Source organism: Nonomuraea sp. B5E05 (genome assembly GCF_039880665.1).
In the GTDB taxonomy this organism is placed as follows: domain Bacteria; phylum Actinomycetota; class Actinomycetes; order Streptosporangiales; family Streptosporangiaceae; genus Nonomuraea.
In genome coordinates this window covers 1-20,963 of sequence record NZ_JBDPMJ010000037.1, presented here as the reverse complement: position 1 = coordinate 20,963, position 20,963 = coordinate 1, and the positions used below count along the sequence as shown (strand labels likewise).

General features: G+C 70.8%; 18 protein-coding genes. 10 read left to right on the top strand and 8 right to left on the bottom strand.

Annotated features, from left to right (window positions below):
* Nucleotides 1–6: 6 nt before the first annotated feature.
* The 6 genes from ABGB01_RS40805 to ABGB01_RS40780 all read right to left on the bottom strand — a co-directional run bounded on the left by ABGB01_RS40805 (nucleotide 7) and on the right by ABGB01_RS40780 (nucleotide 4,894).
* Nucleotides 7–282, bottom strand: a complete 276-nt coding sequence (locus ABGB01_RS40805) for a DUF2160 family membrane protein (RefSeq protein WP_347779253.1) — start codon at nucleotides 280–282, stop codon at nucleotides 7–9.
* 2 nt (nucleotides 283–284) lie between these two features.
* Nucleotides 285–1,091 (bottom strand): carbohydrate ABC transporter permease, encoded by an 807-nt coding sequence (locus tag ABGB01_RS40800; RefSeq protein WP_347779252.1) that lies wholly within the window; start codon nucleotides 1,089–1,091, stop codon nucleotides 285–287.
* 4 nt (nucleotides 1,092–1,095) lie between these two features.
* Nucleotides 1,096–2,049, bottom strand: a complete 954-nt coding sequence (locus ABGB01_RS40795) for a sugar ABC transporter permease (protein WP_347779250.1) — start codon at nucleotides 2,047–2,049, stop codon at nucleotides 1,096–1,098.
* Nucleotides 2,046–3,140, bottom strand: a complete 1,095-nt coding sequence (locus ABGB01_RS40790; RefSeq protein ID WP_347779248.1) for an ABC transporter ATP-binding protein — start codon at nucleotides 3,138–3,140, stop codon at nucleotides 2,046–2,048. Before ABGB01_RS40790 ends, ABGB01_RS40795 begins: the two co-directional genes overlap by 4 nt.
* Nucleotides 3,133–4,224, bottom strand: coding sequence for an ABC transporter ATP-binding protein (locus ABGB01_RS40785; RefSeq protein ID WP_347779246.1), 1,092 nt, complete (start codon nucleotides 4,222–4,224; stop codon nucleotides 3,133–3,135). Before ABGB01_RS40785 ends, ABGB01_RS40790 begins: the two co-directional genes overlap by 8 nt.
* A 118-nt stretch (nucleotides 4,225–4,342) precedes the next feature.
* Nucleotides 4,343–4,894: a TetR family transcriptional regulator gene (locus ABGB01_RS40780; protein ID WP_347779244.1), complete on the bottom strand. Its 552-nt coding sequence runs from the start codon at nucleotides 4,892–4,894 to the stop codon at nucleotides 4,343–4,345.
* Between the two features lie 99 nt (nucleotides 4,895–4,993).
* Between ABGB01_RS40780 and ABGB01_RS40775 the strand changes: the two genes are divergently transcribed.
* Complete coding sequence (locus ABGB01_RS40775) at nucleotides 4,994–6,133, top strand: FAD-dependent oxidoreductase (protein WP_347779243.1); 1,140 nt, start codon at nucleotides 4,994–4,996, stop codon at nucleotides 6,131–6,133.
* Between the two features lie 42 nt (nucleotides 6,134–6,175).
* Here the strand turns inward: ABGB01_RS40775 and ABGB01_RS40770 are convergent, their stop codons facing one another.
* The gene (locus ABGB01_RS40770) at nucleotides 6,176–6,979 is read right to left on the bottom strand and encodes a methyltransferase domain-containing protein (protein ID WP_347779242.1); all 804 of its coding nucleotides are present in this window, start codon (nucleotides 6,977–6,979) and stop codon (nucleotides 6,176–6,178) included.
* A gap of 165 nt (nucleotides 6,980–7,144) precedes the next feature.
* Here ABGB01_RS40770 and ABGB01_RS40765 point away from each other — a divergent pair, with 165 nt between their 5' ends.
* Nucleotides 7,145–8,716 (top strand): DUF4434 domain-containing protein, encoded by a 1,572-nt coding sequence (locus tag ABGB01_RS40765; RefSeq protein WP_347779241.1) that lies wholly within the window; start codon nucleotides 7,145–7,147, stop codon nucleotides 8,714–8,716.
* Nucleotides 8,717–8,898: 182 nt separating this feature from the next.
* Nucleotides 8,899–10,263, top strand: a complete 1,365-nt coding sequence (locus ABGB01_RS40760; RefSeq protein ID WP_347779239.1) for a HAMP domain-containing sensor histidine kinase — start codon at nucleotides 8,899–8,901, stop codon at nucleotides 10,261–10,263.
* A gap of 11 nt (nucleotides 10,264–10,274) precedes the next feature.
* Here ABGB01_RS40760 and ABGB01_RS40755 read toward each other — a convergent pair whose 3' ends face one another.
* Nucleotides 10,275–11,285 (bottom strand): LacI family DNA-binding transcriptional regulator, encoded by a 1,011-nt coding sequence (locus ABGB01_RS40755; RefSeq protein WP_347779237.1) that lies wholly within the window; start codon nucleotides 11,283–11,285, stop codon nucleotides 10,275–10,277.
* 142 nt (nucleotides 11,286–11,427) lie between these two features.
* Here ABGB01_RS40755 and ABGB01_RS40750 point away from each other — a divergent pair, with 142 nt between their 5' ends.
* The 7 genes from ABGB01_RS40750 to ABGB01_RS40720 all read left to right on the top strand — a co-directional run bounded on the left by ABGB01_RS40750 (nucleotide 11,428) and on the right by ABGB01_RS40720 (nucleotide 20,809).
* The gene (locus ABGB01_RS40750) at nucleotides 11,428–12,717 is read left to right on the top strand and encodes an extracellular solute-binding protein (RefSeq protein WP_347779235.1); all 1,290 of its coding nucleotides are present in this window, start codon (nucleotides 11,428–11,430) and stop codon (nucleotides 12,715–12,717) included.
* 74 nt (nucleotides 12,718–12,791) lie between these two features.
* A complete protein-coding gene (locus tag ABGB01_RS40745; RefSeq protein WP_347779234.1) occupies nucleotides 12,792–13,673 on the top strand; it encodes a sugar ABC transporter permease in 882 nt (293 codons plus the stop codon).
* Nucleotides 13,670–14,512: a carbohydrate ABC transporter permease gene (locus tag ABGB01_RS40740; RefSeq protein WP_347779232.1), complete on the top strand. Its 843-nt coding sequence runs from the start codon at nucleotides 13,670–13,672 to the stop codon at nucleotides 14,510–14,512. Before ABGB01_RS40745 ends, ABGB01_RS40740 begins: the two co-directional genes overlap by 4 nt.
* A gap of 2 nt (nucleotides 14,513–14,514) precedes the next feature.
* Nucleotides 14,515–15,885: a cellulase family glycosylhydrolase gene (locus ABGB01_RS40735; RefSeq protein WP_347779231.1), complete on the top strand. Its 1,371-nt coding sequence runs from the start codon at nucleotides 14,515–14,517 to the stop codon at nucleotides 15,883–15,885.
* Nucleotides 15,886–15,988: 103 nt separating this feature from the next.
* Entirely contained in the window at nucleotides 15,989–16,351 is a 363-nt protein-coding gene (locus tag ABGB01_RS40730) for a nucleotide pyrophosphohydrolase (protein WP_347779229.1), read from the top strand.
* A 46-nt stretch (nucleotides 16,352–16,397) separates the two neighbouring features.
* The gene (locus tag ABGB01_RS40725) at nucleotides 16,398–19,550 is read left to right on the top strand and encodes a BTAD domain-containing putative transcriptional regulator (RefSeq protein ID WP_347779228.1); all 3,153 of its coding nucleotides are present in this window, start codon (nucleotides 16,398–16,400) and stop codon (nucleotides 19,548–19,550) included.
* A gap of 44 nt (nucleotides 19,551–19,594) precedes the next feature.
* Nucleotides 19,595–20,809 carry an amidohydrolase family protein gene (locus ABGB01_RS40720; RefSeq protein WP_347779226.1) on the top strand — a complete coding sequence of 405 codons (1,215 nt, stop codon included), beginning with the start codon at nucleotides 19,595–19,597 and terminating at the stop codon, nucleotides 20,807–20,809.
* Nucleotides 20,810–20,963: the final 154 nt, after the last annotated feature.

Below are 20,963 nucleotides of genomic sequence, written 5' to 3'. Positions count from 1 at the left end.
TTTCCGTTAGCCCCATATGCCGATCGCGACCGCCACGAGCAGCGCGCAGCCGAGCGCGATCCACATGGACAGGTCGGTGATTGCGATCCAGCCCGCCAGCACGACGGCGGCGCTGATCAGGCCGATGTAGAGCCGGTCGCCCCGATCGGTCTCGATGCGCAGGAAGCCCCGCCTGGCCACGGGAGGCGAGATGCGGCCCCAGACCGTCATGACGATCAGCAGCACGGCGAGTCCGGCGAAGACCAGGGCCGTGGGGACGGTCCAGACCATCCAGTCGAGCACGGCTACACCCTCCCCATGGCGAAGCCCTTGGCGATGTAGTTGCGGACGAACCAGATGACGATCGCGCCCGGCACGATCGTCAGCACTCCGGCGGTCGCCAGCAGGCCCCAGTCGACGCCCGCCGCGCTCACCGTCCGCGTCATCGACGCGGCGATGGGCTTGGCGTTCACCGAGGTGATGGTCCTGGCGATCAGGAGTTCGACCCAGCTGAACATGAAGCAGAAGAACGCGGTCACGCCGATGGCCGAGCGGATCATCGGCAGGAATATCCGGATGAAGAAGCGCGGCAGCGAATAGCCGTCGATCGCGGCGGTCTCGTCGATCTCCCGGGGAATTCCCGACATGAAACCCTCGAGAATCCAGACGGCGAGCGGCACGTTGAAGAGCATGTGCGCGATGGCCACGCCGAGGTGCGTGTCGAAGAGGCCGACGCTCTGGTAGATCTGGAAGAACGGCAGCAGGAACACCGCCGGCGGCGCCATCCGGTTCGTCAGCAGCCAGAAGAACAGATGTTTGTCACCGGCGAACCGGAAACGCGAGAAGGCGTAGGCCGCGGGCAACGCCACGATGAGCGACATCACGGCGTTGAGCGAGGTGTAGATGATGGAGTTGAGATAGCTCGAATACCACGACGTCTCCCCGAAGAACGTGGCGTAGTTGTCGAACGTCACGCGTTCGGGGATGAGCGAGAAACTGCCGAGGATGTCCTCGTTCGGCCGGATCGACATGCCGAACATCCACAGGATCGGCAACATGAGCGTGGCCACGTAGAGCCAGAGGACCGTGCGCGCCCACGGGAGCCGTCTCATCGGTTCACCTTCCCGACCTGGTCAGCACGGTGAAGAAGACGTAACAGAGGACCTGGACGAACAGGAAGTAGAGCAGCGAGAACGCGCCCGCCGGGCCCAGGTCGAACTGGCCGACCGCGATCTTCGACAGCAGGATGCTCAGGAACGACGTCGCGTTCCCGGGGCCGCCGCCCGTCACCACGAACGGCTCGGTGTAGATCATGAAGCTGTCCATGAACCTGAGCAGGATCGCGATCGTCAGCACCCCGCGCAGCCGGGGCAGCTGGATGTGGCGGAAGGTCGCCCACGCCGAGGCGCCGTCGATCTGCGCGGCCTGGAAATACGGCTGGGGGATCGAGCGCAGCCCCGCGTATGCCAGCAGCGCCACCAGCGGCGTCCAGTGCCACACGTCCATGACCAGCACGGTGAGCCAGGCGTCGGTGGAGTCGAGCGTGTAGTTGAAGTTGACGCCGAGCACGTTGTTGATCGCCCAGCCGCCCAGGCCGATGTCGCCGCGGGCGAAGATCTGCCAGATGGTGCCCACCACGTTCCACGGGATGAGCAGCGGCAGGGCGACCAGCACCAGCGCCACCGACACCGAGACGCCGCGGCGCGGCATCGCCACGGCGATGGCCACCCCGAGCGGGATCTCGATCAGCAGCACCTGCGCCGAGAACAGCAGCGTGCGCACGAACGCCCCGCGCACCTCGGGGTCGCGGGCGACGTCCCGGAACCACTCCAGGCCGACGAAGATGCGCTCGCTCGGGCTGAAGACGTCCTGGACGGAGTAGTTGACCACGGTCATCAGCGGGATCACCGCCGTGAACGCCACCGACACGACCACCGGCAGGACCAGCCACCACGCGCGGTTGTTCTTCGGCCTGGGGTCCACCCGGGCGTCCTTGGCCTCCTCGGCCGGAGGGGGCGCGGGTTCGGCGGCGCCGGCCGGGCTCTGCGCGACGGTGGTCTGGTCGGTCATGTCGGCCCCCTTCCGTTCAGCGGCGCGAGGGAGCCGCACCTGACCTCGTCGCGGAACAGGAACGTCCGCTCGGCGGGGAAGTGGAGGAACACGGCCTTATCCGGCTCGCAGGCGGAGCCCGCCTCGGTCTTGACGACCACCGGGTGCTCGCCGACCCGGGTGTGCACGAGGTCGTACGCGCCCATGCGGTCGATCCCGGTGACCGTGGCGGAGGCGCCGGGGGAGGCGTCGGGCCCGGCGATCCGGACGAACTCGGGCCGCACCCCGATCCTGACCGGTCCCGGCGGCAGCCCGTCGGGCGCGGCGCCCACGTCGGTGGTGCCGACGCGTACGACGGCGCCGTCGATCTCGGCGGGCACCATGTTCATGCCCGGCGAGCCGATGAAGTGCCCCACGAACTCGTGCGCCGGCGACAGGAACAGCTCGGCCGGCGGGCCGGCCTGCACCATCGCCCCGTCGTTGAGCACCACGACCTCGTCGGCGAAGGTCAGCGCCTCCGTCTGGTCGTGGGTGACGTAGATCAGCGTGTGGCCGGTGTCGCGGTGGATCTCCTTGAGCTTGCTGCGCAGCGTCCACTTGAGCGCCGGGTCGACCACGGTCAGCGGCTCGTCCAGCAGGACCGCCGCCACCTGGGGGCGCACCAGGCCACGGCCCAGGCTGACGATCTGCTGGCGGCCCGGGTCGAGCCGGCGCGACCTGCGGCGCAGCACGTGGTCGAGGCCGAGGAGCTGGGAGACCTGGCGAACGCGCTGGTCGACCTCTTTCTTGGGAAATTTCCGGTTGCGGAGGGGGAAGGCGAGGTTGTCGTAGACCGACATCTCCTCGTACAGGACCGGGAACTGGAAGACCTGCGCGATGTTGCGGCCGGCCGTCGGCACGCCGGTGACCTCGCGGTCGCCGAACCAGATCCGGCCCGCCGTGGGCGTGATCAGGCCGGAGATGATGTTCAGCAGCGTGGTCTTGCCGCAGCCGCTCGGCCCCAGCAGCGCGTACGCCCGGGAGCTCTGCCACGTCCAGGTCATCGGCTTGAGCGCCCACGTGCGGCCGCCGTCGTAGCTGTGCCCCACGCCTTCGAGGCGGATGTCAGCCATGCAGGTCGACCTCCGCGGCGCTGGTGGCGAGCAGGCGTCCCCCGGACTCGTCGAAGACGAAGACGTGCGCCGGGTCCACGTAGGCGACCGTGGACTCGCCCGGCGTGAAGAGCTGGGTGCCCTCCAGGTGGGCGACCAGGTGGAGGCCGCCTTGGAGCAGCAGGTGCAGGAACGTCGCGCTGCCGGTGACCTCGGCGAGCCGGATCTCGGCGGGCAGTTCGAGCGCGGCGTCGCCGTTGGGGGTGATGCCGACCTGGTGGGGGCGCACGCCGAGCATGACGCGGTGGCCGTCGGCGTGGGCGCGGGGCGCGGGGAACGAGGTGCCGAGGCACTCGATGCGGCCGTCGCGTACGACGCCGGGCAGCAGGTTGAGCGGCGGGTCGCTGAGCGTGGCCGCCACGGCCAGCGTGGGCGGGTGGGCGTACATCTCGGCCACCTCGCCGGTGTGCCGGACCCTGCCCTCTCCCAGGACCACGGTCGGCGCGGCGAACGTCAGCGCCTCGTTCGGGTCGGCGGTGGCGTAGAGGACGACGCCGGGGGAGCCGGCGAACATGGTCTTCAGGTCGGCGCGGAGTTGTTCGCGCAACTTGAAGTCCAGGTTGGCCAGGGGCTCGTCGAGCAGCAGCACGTCGACGGGGCGGGCCAGGGCGCGGGCGATGGCGGTGCGCTGCTGCTGGCCGCCCGACAGCTCGGCGGGCCGGCGGTCGAGCAGCCCCGCGATGCCCATGAGCTCGGCCACCTCGCGGACCCGCCGGTCGATCCCGTCGCGGCGGAACTTCGGGTCGAGGCGGAGCGGCGAGGCGATGTTCTCGTAGACGGTCAGGGACGGGTAGTTGATGAACTGCTGATAGACGAAGGCGACCGAGCGTTTGCGCACGGAAATGCCGGTCACGTCCTTTCCGTCGACCACCACCCGGCCGGAGTCGGGCGGCAGTAAACCGGCTGCGACGCGCATCAATGTCGTCTTTCCCGCGGTCATGGGGCCGACGAGGGTGGTCATTCCATTCGGTAATTCCAGGTGAATGTCGTCGAGCCAGGTCTCCCCGCGCCGCCGCACGAAGACGCCATCGAGTATCAGCGTCACGGTGCCCGGTCCTCTCTGCCGGCGCATGATCAGTTCCTCTGCTCTCCATCTAACATGATCTGGTTGTGCGTGCAAAGGGGGCAGTTGCTAACACAGTTAATGGCGGGGCTGTTGTGCGTCAGGATTCGATGCCGAGATAGTGGTGAACGGCCGGGCCTATCGCCTCGACGACTTCTTCCCTGGTCAGCGCGACCATGGGAGGGATGGCCAGAACATAACGGCATAGGGCCATTCCGAGTATTTGCGCCGAGACGAGTCCGGCCCGGACCGGAGCGCCCTCCGGATCTCCGGTCAGGGCGGCCGCGACGGGAACGAGCTGTGCGACGAAGACGGTGCGCATGCGCTCGGCCGCCGCCGCGTTCGTGACGCCCGTGCGCAGCAGGATCTGCAGGGTCTCGTCGGACTCCCAGCGCTCCAGGAAGTGGCGCACGAGCGCGGCGGCGACCTCGCCGGGCGGCGTGCCGAGCAGGTCGGGCAGGTTCAGGTGGATGGCGCACGCCGCCGCGAACAACCGGTCCTTGTTGCCGAAGCAGCGCATGACCTGGCCCGGGTCGACGCCCGCGTCGGCGGCGATGGCTCTGATCGTGGCCCGGTCGTAGCCGTCGGCGGCGAACCGCTCGCGGGCCGCGGCCAGGATGATCGCTTTCGTCTCGCTGGAGGATCTCCTCATGCCAACAACTGTAGGCCAACAACTGTTGACATCCAGGGTGGCCGGATCTAACGTCAACAGTTGTTGGCCTACGAACGTTGGCTCTCCTGAGGAGGAGACATGATCAACACAGACGTGCTCGTCGTCGGCGCCGGCCCGGTGGGGCTGGCCACCGCCGTCGTCCTGACCCGGCTCGGCCACCACGTGGTGGTCGTCGACGGGCAGGCCGAGGGCGCCAACACCTCCAGGGCCGCCGTCGTGCACTCCCGCACCCTCGAACTGCTGGAGCCGTACGGCGTCACGCAGGCGCTCGTCGAGCGCGGGGTGCACACGCCCCGCTTCACCATCCGCGACCGCGATCGGCTGCTGGTGCCGGTGCCCTTCGACGGGCTGCCCACGCGCTACCCGTACACGCTGATGATCTCCCAGGCGGACACGGAGGCGTACCTGCTGGCCCGGCTGAAGGAGCTGGGCGGCGAGGTGTTGCGGCCCGTGCGGGTGACCTCGTTCGCGCAGGACGCCGGCGGTGTCACCGCCGCGCTCGACGACGGGCGCTCGGTCCGGGCCGCCTACCTGGTGGGCGCCGACGGCATGCACAGCCTCGTACGCGAGCAGTCGGGCATCGCCTTCGGCGGCGGCACCTACGCCGAGTCGTTCACCCTCGCCGACGTGCGGCTGAGCGGCGGCGTGCCGCCCGACGACGTCATCCTGTACTTCTCGCCCGAAGGCCTCGTGGTGGTCGCGCCGCTGCCCGACGGGCTGCACCGGATCGTGGCCACCGTCGACGAGGCCCCGCACGAGCCCGGCGTGGCGTTCGTGCAGCGGCTGCTCGCCACGCGCGGGCCCGAGGCCGTGCCCGCCGTGGTGGAGGAGGTGGTGTGGGGATCGCGCTTCCGCGTCCACCACCGCATCGCGGAGACGTACAGGAAGGGGCGGGTGCTGCTGGCCGGCGACGCGGCGCACGTGCACTCGCCGGCCGGCGGGCAGGGCATGAACCTCGGCATCGAGGACGCCGTCATGCTGGGCGAGACGTTGTCAAAAGTGCTCGGAGGCGGCTCGCCCGACCTGCTCGACGGCTACGCCGCGGCCCGCCGCCCCGTCGCCGAGAAGGTCGTGGGGCTGGCGAGCCGCCTGACGACGCTGGCCACCATGAGCGCCGCCAGGAGGCCGCTGCGCAACCTCGTGCTGCGGCTGGCGGGCCGGCTGCCCGCCGTGCGCCGCCGCCTGGCCTGGCAGCTGTCCGGCCTGGACCGGCGCTGAGCGCCGGCCGCCCGCATGGCGAGGACGTGGCCTTCTACGGCATCAGGCGGCCTCAAGGACGAAGAACAGGAAACACACGAAGGAATCCGTGGGCCTGTCCGCGAAGGCGTCGGGGAAGAGCTCGCGTGCGCCCGGCGCTGGGGGTGGCTCGCTCATGACCGCGATCCGGAAGCCCGCTGCGGAGAAGGCGTCGGTCATCGCGTGCAGCGGCCGGCCATAGAAGCGCATCAACGCGGTGTGCCCGCCGAGGGTCCATTCCTCACGAGTCTCGCGGACCCCGAAATAGCCGCCGCCGGAACGGGCCGCCTCCAGGAAGTCGACGAACGGGTGGTTGACGGACACGATCAGCCGGCCGCCGGGCCTCAGCACCCGCCGCAGCTCGGCCAGCGGCGCCGTCCAGTCCGCCAGGTAGTGCAAAACCAGGGAGGCGACGACATCGTCGAACGCGGCGTCGGGGAACGGCAGCCGATCGCTCAGGTCGGCCAGGTGCAGGTCCGCATCGTCGCCGAGCCGCCGCCGGGCCAGCTCCAGCATCTTGGCGCTGGAGTCGAAGCCCGTCACGACGGCGCCCCGGTCGCGCAGCGCCGCGGACAGCGGGCCGGAGCCGCAACCGGCGTCGAGGATCCGCCGGCCGGCCACGTCACCGGCCAGGTCCAGCATCGCGGGCCGCTCGTAGTAGGCGTTGATGAGGCTGGTCTCGTTCTCGGCCGAGTACGCCTCGGCGAAGCTGTCGTAGTCGTTGGGCACCGCCCGCTCCGTGCCCTCGGAGACAGGACCAATCCACGACGGCTGCAGGGGGGCCGGGATGTCCGACGGCCCGGCGGGACTCTTGGAAGCGAAAGCCATACGGGCGATCCTGGCACCTTCTAAGGAAGGATGGAGTCCACGTAGCCGCGTCCACCCGCACCGCCGCGCCCGTCGTGGCCGAGGCGAGCGGCGAGCTCAGTCCGCGATCAGCCGCCCCCGGGCACGCACCGGGTCCGGCGCCGGTGCGTAGGCTGGGGTGCGGGCGTGGAAGGGGCGTGGGTGCACCGGATCCTCTGGTCGATCGTCGCGGTCGCTCTCGTCGTGGGCGCGTTCGTGCCCGGCAGCTCCGAGCCCGAGGAGTGCCCGCCGCGCGACACCCGGGTCGCCGCCCCCTACGCGATCACCGGCTACTGGGTCATCCCGCGGGCCGACCGCTGCGTCACCCAGCGCATGGTGGAGGCGATCCACACCATCGGCGGCGACACGCTCGTCACGTTCGGCCCGCGTTTCAACGCCCGCGAGGACCCCGAGTTCGCCGCCTGCCGCGTCGACGGCCGCCCGTGCGCGCAGGTGCCGGGCAAGCGGATCCGGCGGGTCTACACGTACACGACCAGCGAGGAGTTCGGCAAAGGCATGCTGCGCTGCCCCGGGCTCGAGCGGCGGATCGAGAGCGGGGACCGCGTCTTCTACCGGCTGTCGCTGGCCGATGACTGCCGCGAACGCGAGCACGACCTCGTGCTCGTCGCCACGGACGGCGACGGCCTGGGCAACCTGATGGCCGAGGCGGCGGCGTACGGCATGAAGGTCTTCCCCGGGCTGCCCGCGGCCGCGCAGCGGGAGGACAAGCCGTGGGAGCCCGACCACGACCACACCGGCGCGCTGAACGCCTTCACCGCTCGGGTGCTGGCCGACTACCGGGCGCGCTTCGGGGCGTCCGGCGCCTTCGGCGGGGTCTACCAGTCGTTCGAGCTGGCCATGCGGGACCGCGCGCCGAAGGACCCGATCATCGAGCTCTACGCCGCCCAGCACGCCGTAGTCGCCGGCGCCCTGCCGGGCAAGCCGATCCTGGTCAGCCCGTACATCGACGCCCGCCGCGGGCGCGGGTTCCCGCCCGAGCAGGCGGGCGACGGCATGGAGGACATCGCGGCGACGCGGGCCGGCGCGCCCATGGCCATCGCCGTCCAGGACGGGCGCGGCACGGGCAAGGTGCCGGTCCACGGCCCGCACGAGGCCGGCGCCACGGTCGTGCCGCGGCTGGTGCCCGTGGTGGGCGAGGTCAGCAACGCCCAGGCCTACTACGGGGCCACGCGCGAATACGTCGAGGCGGCCGCCGCCAAGGTGCCCGACGGGGTGGAGCTGTGGGTGAACGTCGAAGGCTTCGAACCCACCCCGGCCGCCGGCGAGTGCGGGCGGGTCGATCCGCCGCCGCTGCGCGGGCGGACCACGAAGAGCCGGCTCGACTCGCAGATCATGGCCTCGGGCCCGCACGCCACGAAGATCATCTCGTACGGGTGGGATCCGTTCTTCACCTGCCAGGCCCGCCACGACACGCCCTCGCTGGCCGACGACATCGCGAGCGGCTGGCAGCAGCCCATCATCGTCAACGCCGTCAGGCAGGACAGGAACGGGCGGGCCGGCATCCTGGTCCAGGGCCACAACCTGCGGGGCGGCTCGCTGCGCTTCGACCCGCAGGGCGCGGTGGTCCGGCAGGAGTGGCACTCCGGCGGCCGGTTCGAGTCGGCCTGGGCACCGTACGTTCCTCCGGGCCCCTGGACCTCCGTCACGGCCACGAACGGCGCCGGCCGCACCAGCACGAGCCCGTACGTGATCCGCTAGGCGAGCGCCGCGACGAGGATGCCGGCGAGCAGGGTCGCCTCGCCGCCGCCTTCGTCCCGCCCGGGGTCGACGACGAGAGGCTCGCCGGCAGGTGGCGGGTCCCATGCGCTTTTGTCGAGGAATCTCCCTGGATTGGCGGTGAAGGTCAGGCCTGTGATGTTCTGATGGCCGGGGGATGGCGCGTGAGGGCATGGATGGGCCGGTCGTTGCGGGTGCGGCTGGCGATGTTCGCCGGCAGCGCGATGCTGCTGCTGATCATTGTCGTCAGCGCATTCGTGCTGCACGGCATCCGCGACGAGCTCGCCGACATCCAGGCGCAGGAGATGTCGGGCAGGGCCGTGTCCGTGCTGCTCAAGATCAAGGAGAACCGCCTGCCCCAGGTGCTGGATAACGCCGGGCTCGACGGCGTCCAGGTCATCGACCCGTCGGGGCGCCCGGTCACCTCGACGATCAACCTGGTCGGGCTGCCCAGGCAGACGACGGCGATCCCCCGGGACGGCCAGGCCAACGCAGTCGCTGAGCTCTGCGGGCTGAGCGGCTTCCCCGGCGAGTGCAAGATCGTGGTCGCCGTGACCGCGTACCAGCCGGACGGTGAGTGGATCATCTACGCCTTCGAGCCGGCGATGCCCTGGTACGTCGGACCCCAGGTGATCCTCTCGCAGGTCGCCCTCGCGGCGGCGCTGGTCGCGCTGACCTGGTTCGCGGTGTGGCGCGCCACGACCAGGACACTCGCCCCCGTCAGCGCCATCACGAAGCGGCTGGCCGAGATCACCGCGTTCGGCGGCGGGATGCGCGTGCCCGTGCCGCAGAGCGATGACGAGATCGCGGCCCTGGCCGAGACCGCCAACCGCACCCTGGAGCGGCTGGAGACGGCGATGCGGGAGAAGGAGCTCGCGATGGAACGGCAGCGCAGGTTCGCCGCCGACGCCTCGCACGACCTGCGCAGCCCGATCACCGCCATGCGCGCCCAGATCGAGGAGGCCCGGCTCTACCCCGAGGAGACCGACTGGATGGAGACGAGCGACGAGGTGCTCGCCAGCCTGGACCGGTTGCAGGGGATCGTCTCCGACCTGCTGGTGCTGACCAGGCTGGACGCGGGCGCCCCTAGCCGTCGTGAACCCGTGGACCTGGCCGAGTCGGTCGCAGCCGAGGTCGTGCGGCGGCGTTCGAAGCGGGTCGTCACCGACGTGCGGCGGGACGTGGTCGTCACGGGTGACCGGCTGCAACTGGCCCGCCTGCTGACGAACCTCATGGACAACGCCGACCGGCACGCCGAGAGCCAGATCACCGTGACGGTGCGGAAGGAGGACGGGCAGGCCGTGCTGGAGGTCCTCGACGACGGCGAGGGCATCGCGCCCGACCAGCGCGAGGTCATCTTCGAACGGTTCGCCCGCCTGGACGCCGCGCGCAACCGCGACGCCGGTGGCAGCGGGCTCGGGCTGCCCATCGCCCGCGAGATCGCCACGGCCCACGGCGGCACGCTGACCGTCGAGGACTCCGAGCGCGGCGCCCGGTTCGTCTACAGGATGCCGCTCCGAGACGCGTGAGCCCCGACGGTTCACCCGTACGCGGCCGTGCTCTCCCGGACGATCAGCTCCGTGGCCAGCTCCACCCGCTTCGTCTCCGGCACGTCACCGTGGCCCATGGCCAGCACCGTACGGGTGGCCAGGGCCGCCATCTCCTGCAGCGGCTGCCGCACGGTCGTCAGCGGCGGCCAGGCCGACTTGGCCAGCGGCAGGTCGTCGAAGCCCACCACGCTCAGATCCTCGGGGACGCGCAGCCCGCGCTGCCTGGCCGCCTCCAAGACGCCGAACGCCATCAGGTCGCTGTGCGCGAAGATGGCCGTGGGCGGGTCGTCGAGGTCGAGCAGGGCGTGGGCCTGGTCGTGGCCGGAGTCGACCAGGAACGTGCCGCGCCTGATCAGCTCGGGCGCCACGGGCAGCCCGGCCGTCTCCAGCGCGGCACGATAGCCGTCGATCCTGGCCTGGCTGCAGAGCATGTCGGACAGGCCGCTGATCATGCCGATCCTGCGGTGGCCCAGCTCCAGCAGGTGGCGGGTCGCGGCGAGGCCGCCGTTCCAGTTGGTGGCGCCCACCGAGACCACGCCGGGGGCGGGCTCGCCCTCGGGGTCGACCACCGCGAACGGCAGCGAACGGGCGCTGAGCTGGGCCTGGATGCCGGTCGACAGCTGAGAGGCGACGATCACCACACCGTCGGTCCTGCGCGCGGCCAGGCGTTCGAGCCAGTCGCGTCCCGGGCCTGCGTGCGTGTGCAGGACGGAGATGACCACGCTGGCCCCCGCCTCGTGGGCCGCGCCTTCCGCGCCCCGCACGATCTCCATGGCCCACGGCGACTCGATCTCGGCGAACACCAGGTCGACCAGGCCGGCCGGGGTGTCGTCCTGGCTGATGCGCCGTTGGTAGCCGTGCTCCTGCAACAGCCGCTCGACCCGGTGGCGGGTCGCGGGAGCGACTTCTGGACGTCCGTTGATGACCTTCGAGACCGTCGGGATGGAGACTCCGGCCTCCTCCGCGATCAGTGCGATCGTCACCCGCCTCTTCGCTGACACGTTCGGGAGTGTATCCGAAAGTTTCGGTTTGCCATCGCTCGGCCCCCAGGTGTTGACGCTTTACGTCGTGTTTACTTACGCTCCGAGCGTAGAAAGTATCGGGGGTTTGGCGAAATTTTCGATTCCTGAGGAAGGGACCCCTATGCGACGCAGTGTGGTGCTGATCGCGGCCCCCGTGCTGATCGCCGGGCTCATGACCGGCTGCGGCGGCGGAGAGTCCGCGTCACCCCAGGGCGATGGCGGCTCGCCCGGCAAGGTCACGCTCGAGTGGTGGCACCTGTCGACCGCCGACCCGCTCAAGACACTCTGGGCGCAGCGCGCCAAGGAGTTCATGGCCAAGAACCCGAACGTCACCATCAAGGCCACCGTCCTGGAGAACGACGCCTACAAGGCCAAGCTCACCACGGTGACGCAGTCGGGCAAGGCACCCGACATCTTCGCGACGTGGGGCGGCGGCGTGCTCCAGCAGCAGATCGACGCGGGACTGGTCAAGGACCTTTCCGGCGACGTCGCCGACGTCCTGCCGAACTTCACGCCCGCCGCGCTGAGCGCGTACCAGTTCGACGGCAAGACGTACGGGCTGCCGACCGACATCGGGCTGGTTGGTTTCTGGTACAACAAGAAACTTTTTGAGAAGGCGGGCATCAGCGAACCCCCCGCCACCTGGTCGGCGTTCCTCGAAGACGTCAAGAAGCTCAAGGCCGCGGGCATCACTCCGATCGCCCTGGCCGGCAAGGAGAAGTGGCCGGGCCACTACTACTGGGCCTACCTCGCCATGCGCATCGCCGGCCTCGACGCGCTCAAGCAGGCCGCCACCGACCACGACTTCACCAAACCGGACTTCGTGGCCGCGGGACAGCAGGTCAAGGCGCTGGCCGACCTGCAGCCGTTCCAGAAGGGCTTCCTGGGCGCCGGCTACGGCACCCCTGACGGCCAGGCGGCCACGATGGGCAACGGCAAGGCGGCCATGGAACTGATGGGCCAGTGGGCGCCGGTCACGCAGGAGGACGCGGGCGAGGGCCTCGGCGACGACCTCGGCTTCTTCCCCTTCCCCGCCGTCGAAGGCGGCAAGGGCTCGATCGGCGACGCCTTCGGCGGCGGCGGAGGGCTGGCCGTGGGCGCCGACGCGCCCAAGGAGGCCGTCGACTTCGTCAAGTACATGACCGAGATGGAGAACCACTCGAAGGCCGTCGAGGCGGGCGGCGTGCTGCCCGTGCTCAAGGGCGAGGAGAGCGCGGTCAAGGACGCCAACCTCAAGCAGGTGGCGACCCTGCTCGCCGAGACCACCGGCTACCAGCTCTACCTCGACCAGGCCTACCCGCCGGCCGTCGGCCAGCAGGTCAACGACAGCGTGGCCGAGCTCATCGGCGGCACGAAGACGCCGGAAGAGGTCTCCCAGGACATCACGGAAGTGGCCAAGAGCGAAGAATGACGACACTCACCAGAGGGCCGGAAGCGGTCAGGCTTCCGGCCCCCGCCCCTGCCAGCAGCCGGCGCGGACGCTGGGTGACCATCACCCTGTTCCTGCTGCCGGCGCTCGTCCTGTTCCTCCTCCTCGTCGTAACCCCCATGCTGGTGGCCGTCTACTCCAGCGCGTTCAAGTGGAACGGCTTCGGCGGGCTGCCGACCGACTTCATCGGCTTCGACAACTTCACCCGGCTGTTCAGCAGCGAGATCTTCGCCCAGGACCTGGGGCACCTGCTGGTGCTGGTCGTGTTCTCGATCTGCGTGCAACTGCCGTTCTCGCTGGCCCTCGCGATGCTGCTGAACCAGCGCATCCGCGGGCGGGCGCTCTACCGGGTCGTGTTCTTCGCGCCGTACGTGCTCTCCGAGGTGATCACGGGCGTGCTGTTCTCGCTGATCCTGGCGCCGGACGCGGGCATGGCCAACCAGCTGCTGTCGGTGTTCGGGGTCGAGTCGGAGTGGCTGGCCGACCCCGACACGGTGATGCCGTCGCTCTTCCTGGTCATGACGTGGAAATACTTCGGCTTCCACATGATGATCTATCTCGCGGGCCGGCAGAACATCCCCAACGAGCTCATCGAGGCGGCGCAGATCGACGGCGCCACGGGCTGGAAGACGTTCAGGCACGTCACGCTGCCGCTGCTCGGCCCGACGATCCGGATCAGCATCTTCCTGTCCGTCATCTACACGATCCAGCTGTTCGACCTCGTGTGGATCCTCACCGGAGGCGGGCCGTCGCACTCCTCCGAGACGATGGCCGTCACGATGATGGAGTGGGGCTTCAAACGCACCCAGGTCGGCTACGCCAGCGCGATCAGCGTCGTGATGTTCGTGCTCAGCCTCGTCTTCGCCCTCGTCTACCAGCGTTTCGTGATGCGCCGCGACCTCGAGGGCGCGTCCACTTCCATGGGAGGCCGCCGATGAACCACGGCAAGGCGGCCCGTGTGCGCCGCACCACCCTGCCGCTCCACCTCATCGCATGGATCGTCGGCGCGTTCATCCTGATCCCGGTCGTCTACGCGGTGCTCGGAGGGTTCAAGCAGAACAGCGAGCTGTCCTCGAACCCCTTCGGCCTGCCCAGGACCTGGGCGACCGGCAACTACACCGAGGTGCTGGCCTCCGGCTCGTTCTGGTTGCAGATGTGGAACAGCACGTTCATCGCCGTCACCACGACCGTGGTGACGGTCGCGCTGTCGGCGCTGGCGGCGTTCGTCTTCGCCCGGTTCGCCTTCCGCGGCAGGGAGTTGTACTTCACGTTGTTCACGGCCGGGCTGATGTTCCCGTTCGCGGTGGCCATCCTGCCGATCTTCGTACTGCTGCGCACGCTAGGGCTGCTCGACAACCCGATGGGCGTGATCCTCACCCAGGCCGCCTTCGGCCTGCCGCTGACGATCATCATCCTGCGGGGTTTCTTCCGCAGCATCCCCGGCGAGCTCGAAGAGGCGGCCACCATCGACGGCTGCTCCCCGTTCGGCTTCTTCTGGCGCATCCTGCTGCCGATGGCCAGGCCCGCCATCGCCACCGTCTCCGTCCTCGCCATCGTGGGCAGCTGGAACAACTTCATGCTGCCGCTCGTGGTCTTCAGCGAAGAGGCGAGCTGGACGCTGCCGCTCGGCATCCAGCAGTTCCAGGGCCAGTACGCCTCCGACACCGCCCGCATCCTCGCCTACCTCGTCCTGGCCATGGTGCCGGCACTCGGGTTCTACGCCGTCGCAGAACGCCACCTCGTCGGTGGTCTCACCGCTGGTGCTACGAAAGGGTGAACATGCTTCACGTGTCCGGAACCCAGCTCGTCGCGGACGACCACACACCGGTACGACTACGCGGGGTGGGCCTCGGGGGCTGGATGAACATGGAGAACTTCATCACCGGTTATCCGGCCAACGAGAGCTCGATGCGGCGGGCCGTGCGCTCGGTGCTGGGCGAGGAGCGGGCGGAGCTCTTCTTCGACCGGCTGCTCGCGTCGTTCTTCACCGAGCAGGACGCCGACCTGCTGGCCGGGCTGGGGATGAACTGCGTGCGCATCCCGGTCAACTACCGCCACTGGGAGTCCGACGACCGGCCCTTCGAGATCGACCCGCAGGGCTTCGGCCACCTCGACCGGGTGATCGGGCTGCTCGGCGAGCGCGGCGTCTACAGCGTCATCGATTTGCACGCCCTGCCCGGCTCCCAGAACCAGCACTGGCACTCCGACAACCCCACGCACGTGGCCGGGTTCTGGCAGCACCGCCACTTCCAGGACCGGGCGGTGCACCTCTGGGAGGTCATCGCCGACCACTACCGCGACCATCCCTGGGTGGCCGGCTACAACCCGGTCAACGAGCCGGGAGACCTCACCGGCAAGGTGATCGGGCCCTTCTACGATCGGCTGGTCAAGGCCGTGCGCGCCGCGGACCCGGGGCACATCCTGTTCCTGGACGGGAACACGTACGCCACCGACTTCTCCATATTTCGGGAAATGTACGAAAACACGGTTTTCGTCCTGCACGACTACGCGCTCGCCGGCTTCGCCCACGGCGGGCCGTACCCCGGCTACACCCGAGGCGAGTGGTGCGACCGCGACGAGCTGGAACGCGCCTTCGCCAGACGCTCCCGCTTCCAGCGCGAGACCGGCACCCCCCTGTGGGTGGGCGAGTTCGGCCCCGTCTACACCGGCGACCCCGCAGTGGACGCGCAGCGCTACCAGATCCTCCGCGACCAGCTGGAGATCTACGACGGCCACGGCGCGGGCTGGTCGTTGTGGACCTACAAGGACGTGGGACTGCAGGGCCTGGTGCACGCCGCGGGGCCGTACCTCGACAGGTTCGGCGACTTCATCGCCAAGAAGCGACGGCTCGGGGTGGACCGCTGGGGCTCCACCATGGAGGAGTCGGCCGACGCCCTGGCTCCGCTGCACGCGCTGATCGAGACGGAGTTCCCCGGCTGGGAGCCCTACCCGTGGGGCGCCCGCTACCAGACCGACGACCTCATCCGGCACATCCTCATGGCCCAGGCGCTGCTGCCGGAGTACGCGGAGCTCTTCCGCGGGCTCGACGACGGGGAGCTGACCGCCCTGGCCGACTCCTTCCACCTCGACCGCTGCGTACGCCGCCGGCCCCTGCTCGACCTGCTCTCCGACAACCTCGAACCCCACTGACCTTCATCGGTCGGTCCGCCGTGGATGCCCGGTGCCCGCACGGGTGATCCACAGGGTGCGCTCCTCGTCGTCGATGGCGTTCCACTCGGTAGGGTCCTGTTCCGTGACGACGGAGCTGGAGGACCTCGCCGTACGGTTGCGGGAGTTCGCGAAGGTCAGGGAGTGGGAGCAGTTCCACACGCCGAAGAACCTGGCGATGGCGCTCGCGGGCGAGGTGGGGGAGCTGGTGGCGGAGTTCCAGTGGCTCACCGCCGAGGAGTCCAGGAGCCCCGGCGACGAGGCGCTCGCGAGGATGCGCACCGAGCTCGGCGACGTGACCCTCTACCTGGTGCGCCTGGCGGACGTCCTGGGCGTCGACCTGGTGGAGGCGGCCAGGGCCAAGCTCGACGACAACGACCGCCGCTACGACCCCGACGTCTATCGCGGTTCGGCCAGGAAGGCGCCACCGTCCCCTGGCACCACCTGAGAAGGGCTTCTTCTCGCTGTCCCTGGCCCCACATATGGTGACGAGCATGCGATTCGGGGTGTTGGGGCCGCTGGCCGTGTGGACGGACGCCGGCGAGACCGTCACGATTCCCGGCCGCAAAGTCCGGGCGCTCCTCGTGGACCTCCTCGTCCACGAGGGCCATCCGGTGTCCGTGGACCGGCTGGTCGACGACCTCTGGGGCGAGGAGGCGCCGGCCAACCCGGCGGGCGCGCTGCAGGTCCGCGTGTCCCAGCTGCGCAAGGCGCTGGAGGACGCCGAGCCCGGCGGCAAGAACCTGATCGTCTCCCGCGCCCCCGGCTACCTGCTGCGACCCGATGACAGCCCTGATGACAGGGCCGTGGACGCCGTCCGCTTCGCCGAGCTGGTGGCCCAGGCCGAGGCGGCGGGCAGCACGCGGGCCAGGGCGCGGTTGCTGGGCGACGCGCTGGCGTTGTGGCGGGGTCCCGCGTACGCCGACTTCGCCGACGAGGCGTACACGAGGACGTCCGTGCTCCGGCTGGAGGAGCAGCGGCTGTCGGCGCTGGAGCAGCACGCCGAGGCCCGGTTGGAGCTGGGCGAGCACGGGCTGCTCCTCGGCGAGCTCGGCGACCTGGTGGCCAGGCATCCGCTCAGGGAGCGGCTGAGAGCCGTGCACATGCGGGCTCTCTACCGGGCCGGGCGGCAGAGCGAGGCGCTGGCCGGTTACGGCGAGCTGCGCGAGCGGCTGGCCGGCGAGCTCGGCCTCGACCCCGGCCCCGAGCTGGTGGCGCTCCACCAGGCGATCCTCGGGCAGGACCCCCAGCTCAACGTGCCCGCCGCGCGCCCCGTGACCAACCTGCCCGCCCCCGTCGGCAGGCTGATCGGGCGGGAGCAGGCGCTGGCCGAGGTGTGCGCGCTCGCAGGCGACGAGCGGCTGGTGACGCTCACCGGCAGCGGCGGGGTCGGTAAGACCCGGCTGGCGCTGGAGGCCGCGAACCGGCTCGTGGACGACTTCGCCGACGGCGCGTGGCTGGTCGCGCTCGACCAGGCGTCCCGCTCGCCCGCCGAGGCCGTCATGGCGGCCCTGGACATCAGGGAGGACGCCGGCGGCGACCCCGCGGGGCAGCTGACCGCAGCGCTCAGGCCCCGGCGGATGCTGCTCGTCCTGGACAACTGCGAGCACGTGGTCGAGCAGGTCGCCGAGCTGGCCGAGCGGCTCCTGCGGTCCTGTCCCGACCTGCGCGTCCTGGCCACCAGCAGGGAGCCGCTGGCGGTGGCGGGCGAGGTGTTGTGGAGCGTGCCGCCGCTGGACGTGCCCGCCGGCGCGGACCTTTCGACCATGGCCCGATCCGACGCCGTCATGTTGTTCGTGTCCAGGGCCGCCGCCTCCGCCCGCGGCTTCCGGCTCGACGCGGGCAACGCCCAGGCCGTCGCCCAGCTGTGCCGGCGGCTCGACGGCATCCCGCTGGCCCTCGAACTCGCCGCGACCCGGGTGCGGGCGCTCGGCGTGCACGGCGTGGTGGCCCGGCTCGACGACAGGTTCCGGCTGCTGGCCTCAGGGCAGCGCGGCGCCCCCGCCAGGCAGCAGACGCTCACCGCGGTGATCGACTGGAGCTGGGACCTGCTGTCCGACGGCGAACGCCGCGTCCTGCGCCGCCTGGCCGTGCACGCCGACGGCTGCACGATGGAGTCCGCGGAGGCGGTCTGCGCCGAGAGCGGCCTCGACGTGCTCGACCTGCTGGCCCGCCTCGTCGACCGCTCGCTCGTCGTCGTCGCCGACACTCCTGCCGGCGTCAGGTACCGGCTGCTGGAGTCGGTGTCCGAATACTGCGTGGCCCGGCTGGCCGACGCCGCCGAGCTCGACCGGGTACGCCTCGCGCACCTGCGCCACTACCTGGAGCTGGCCGAGCGGGCCGAGCCGGAGCTGTACGGGCCCGGACAGCGCGACTGGCTGCTGCGCCTCGACGCCGAGGCCGCGAACATGCGGGCGGCCCTGGACACGGCGATCGCGGAGAAGGAGGGCGACCGCGCGGCCCGGCTGGTCAACGCGCTGGCCTGGTACTGGTTCCTGCGCGGCAGGCTGGCCGAGGGCCGGCGGTCGCTCGCGGAGGCGCTGGCGATCGAGGGGCGGCCGTCCCCTGCCAGGGCCAGGGCCGCCGCCTGGCACGCCGGGTTCGCGCTCATACTGGGCGAGGAGGTCGCGTACGAGACCGCGCTGGCGGCGATCGACGACCCGGGCACGCGGGCCAGGGCCGAGCTGTTCGTCGGCCTGCACCTCAGGGACATGCCGACCGGGCAGGAGCTGACCAGCCGGGCGCTGGCCACGTTCCGGGCCCTCGGCGACAGGTGGGGCATCGCCGCCGCGCTGACCCGGCAGGCCAGAGACGCGTTCACCCAGCGCGACCTGGACGCGCTCGAACGCGCCGCGGGGGAGAGCGCGCGGCTGTTCACCGAGCTGGGCGACCGCTGGGGGCTGCTGCGGGCCACCGAGTGGCTGGCCTCCCAGGCCGAGATGGCCCACGACGCCGAGCGCGCGAACCGGCTGTTCGGCGAGGGCCTGCGGATGGCCGAGGACCTCGGGTTGTGGGCGGAGGTCGCCACGCAGACGGCGTGGCTGGGCTGGACCGCGTTCTCGAGCGGCGACTACGACAGCGCCGTCGAGATCTGCGAGCGCGCCATGAAACTGGCCATCGAGCAGGGCTACAAGGAGGGCGAGGCCATGGCCAGGATGGGCCTGGCCTTCGCCGCACGCCGCGCCGGGCTCCCGGACCTGGCCGAGGAACATCTGCTCCGCCTGCTCGAAGGCGTGCCGCGCGACCCGGACACCGAGCCCTCCCTGCACGTCCCGTCCACGCTGATCGAGCTGGGATTCCTCACGGAAGGGCGCGGCGACCCGGCCGCGGCCCTAGACCTGCAGCTGGAGGCGCTGGCCGCCGCCACGAAGATCGGTGACCCCAGGACGATGGTGTGGGCCGTCGAGGGCGCGGCCGCCGCGACGGGGCCGCCCGGCGAGGCCGCCCTGCTGCTGGGGCTGGCGGCCGTGGCCAGGGAGCACAACCAGACCCCCGCCGGGCCGCCGGAGCAGGTCGAGATCGACCGGGTCACGGCCAGGGCACGCGAGGCGCTGGGGGAGGAGGGGTTCGCGGCGGCGTACGCGGAGGGCACGGCGTACAAACTGGACGACGTGCACGACCTGCTTCATGGTGGCATGCGGCGCTGACGATCCCCTTCTCGGTGCCCGAAGGACCATGACAGGGTGAGATCATGCGGATCATTCGCGCGGCCAGAGTGCTCACCGGACGTCCCGGAGAGGTGATCGCCGAGGGAGAGGTTCTCGTCGACGGGGCGACGATCGTCTCGGTCGGGCCGCGCGGCAGCGCGGGCGAGGTCGGCGAGGTCGTCGAGCTGCCCGGCCACACGGTGCTGCCCGGCCTGGTCGACGCGCACGTGCACCTGGGGTTCGACGCCGCGGTCGACCCGGTGACGCGGCGGAGCGCCGAGAGCGACCAGCATCTGCTGCTGCGGATGGCGGAGAACGCGCGCAAGCTCGTGTCCGCCGGCGTCACCACCGCCCGCGACCTCGGCGGGCGCGACTTCCTCGACCTGGCGCTCCGGGACGCGATCGAGGAGGGGCTGGCCGTCGGCCCGCACATCGTGGCCGCCACCAGGCCCATCACGATCACCGGCGGCCACTGCTGGTACATGGGCGGCGAGGCCGACGACGAGGTCGCCATCCGCCGCGTGGCCAGGGAGAACCTGCGGGCCGGCGCCGACTGCCTCAAGGTGATGGCCTCGGGCGGCCAGATGACGCCGGGCGCGCCCCCGAGCTGGGTGCCCCAATACACCACCGAGCAGCTCAGAGTGGTCGTGGAGGAGGCCGGCGCGCGCGGCAAGGGCGTCGCCGCGCACGCCCACGCCCACGCGGCGATCCGCAGTGCGCTCGAAGCCGGGGTCACCACGATCGAGCACTGCTCGTTCTTCACCCCCTCGGGCCATCGTTACGACTCCAAGCTCGCCGACCTGGTCGCGGCCGGCGGCACGTACGTCTGCCCGACCCTGCACGGCGTGTTCTGGCGCTCGCGCGAAGTGCTCGGCGCCGAGATGCTCGACGACTGGCTGAGCGGCATCGTGGCCATGCGGGAGGCGGGCGTGCGGCTCGTCGCGGGGACCGACGCCGGGTTCGCCTCCGGCGGCGTGGCCAACCGTACGGACGGATTCGTCGCGAGCCTGGAGGTGTTCGCGGAGGCCGGGTTCGGCAACGCGGAGATCATCGAGCTGGCCACCGTGCGGGCCGCCGACGCCTGCGGGGTGGGGGAGGTCGCCGGCAGCCTTGAGGCGGGCAAGCGGGCCGACCTGATCGCGGTCGCGGGCGACCCGCTCACCCGCCTGTCCGACCTGCGCAACCTCGCCCTCGTCCTGGTCTCTGGCCGATCCGTGGGCCAGGCGGGCGTGGACACGGTGACGTCGTCCGCGGGCTGACGTGCTCGCGGACGGCTAGGCTCCTCCCATGTTGCGTCCTGGAAGCTGGTCCAGGCCTGCGGGTGAAAGTCCCGTCCGGGTAAGCATCGGAGCGCCCGGTAGCAGGCCCCGGTTCGTCGTGGAGACATGGCGGGCTGAGCGGGGTGTCAAGAGC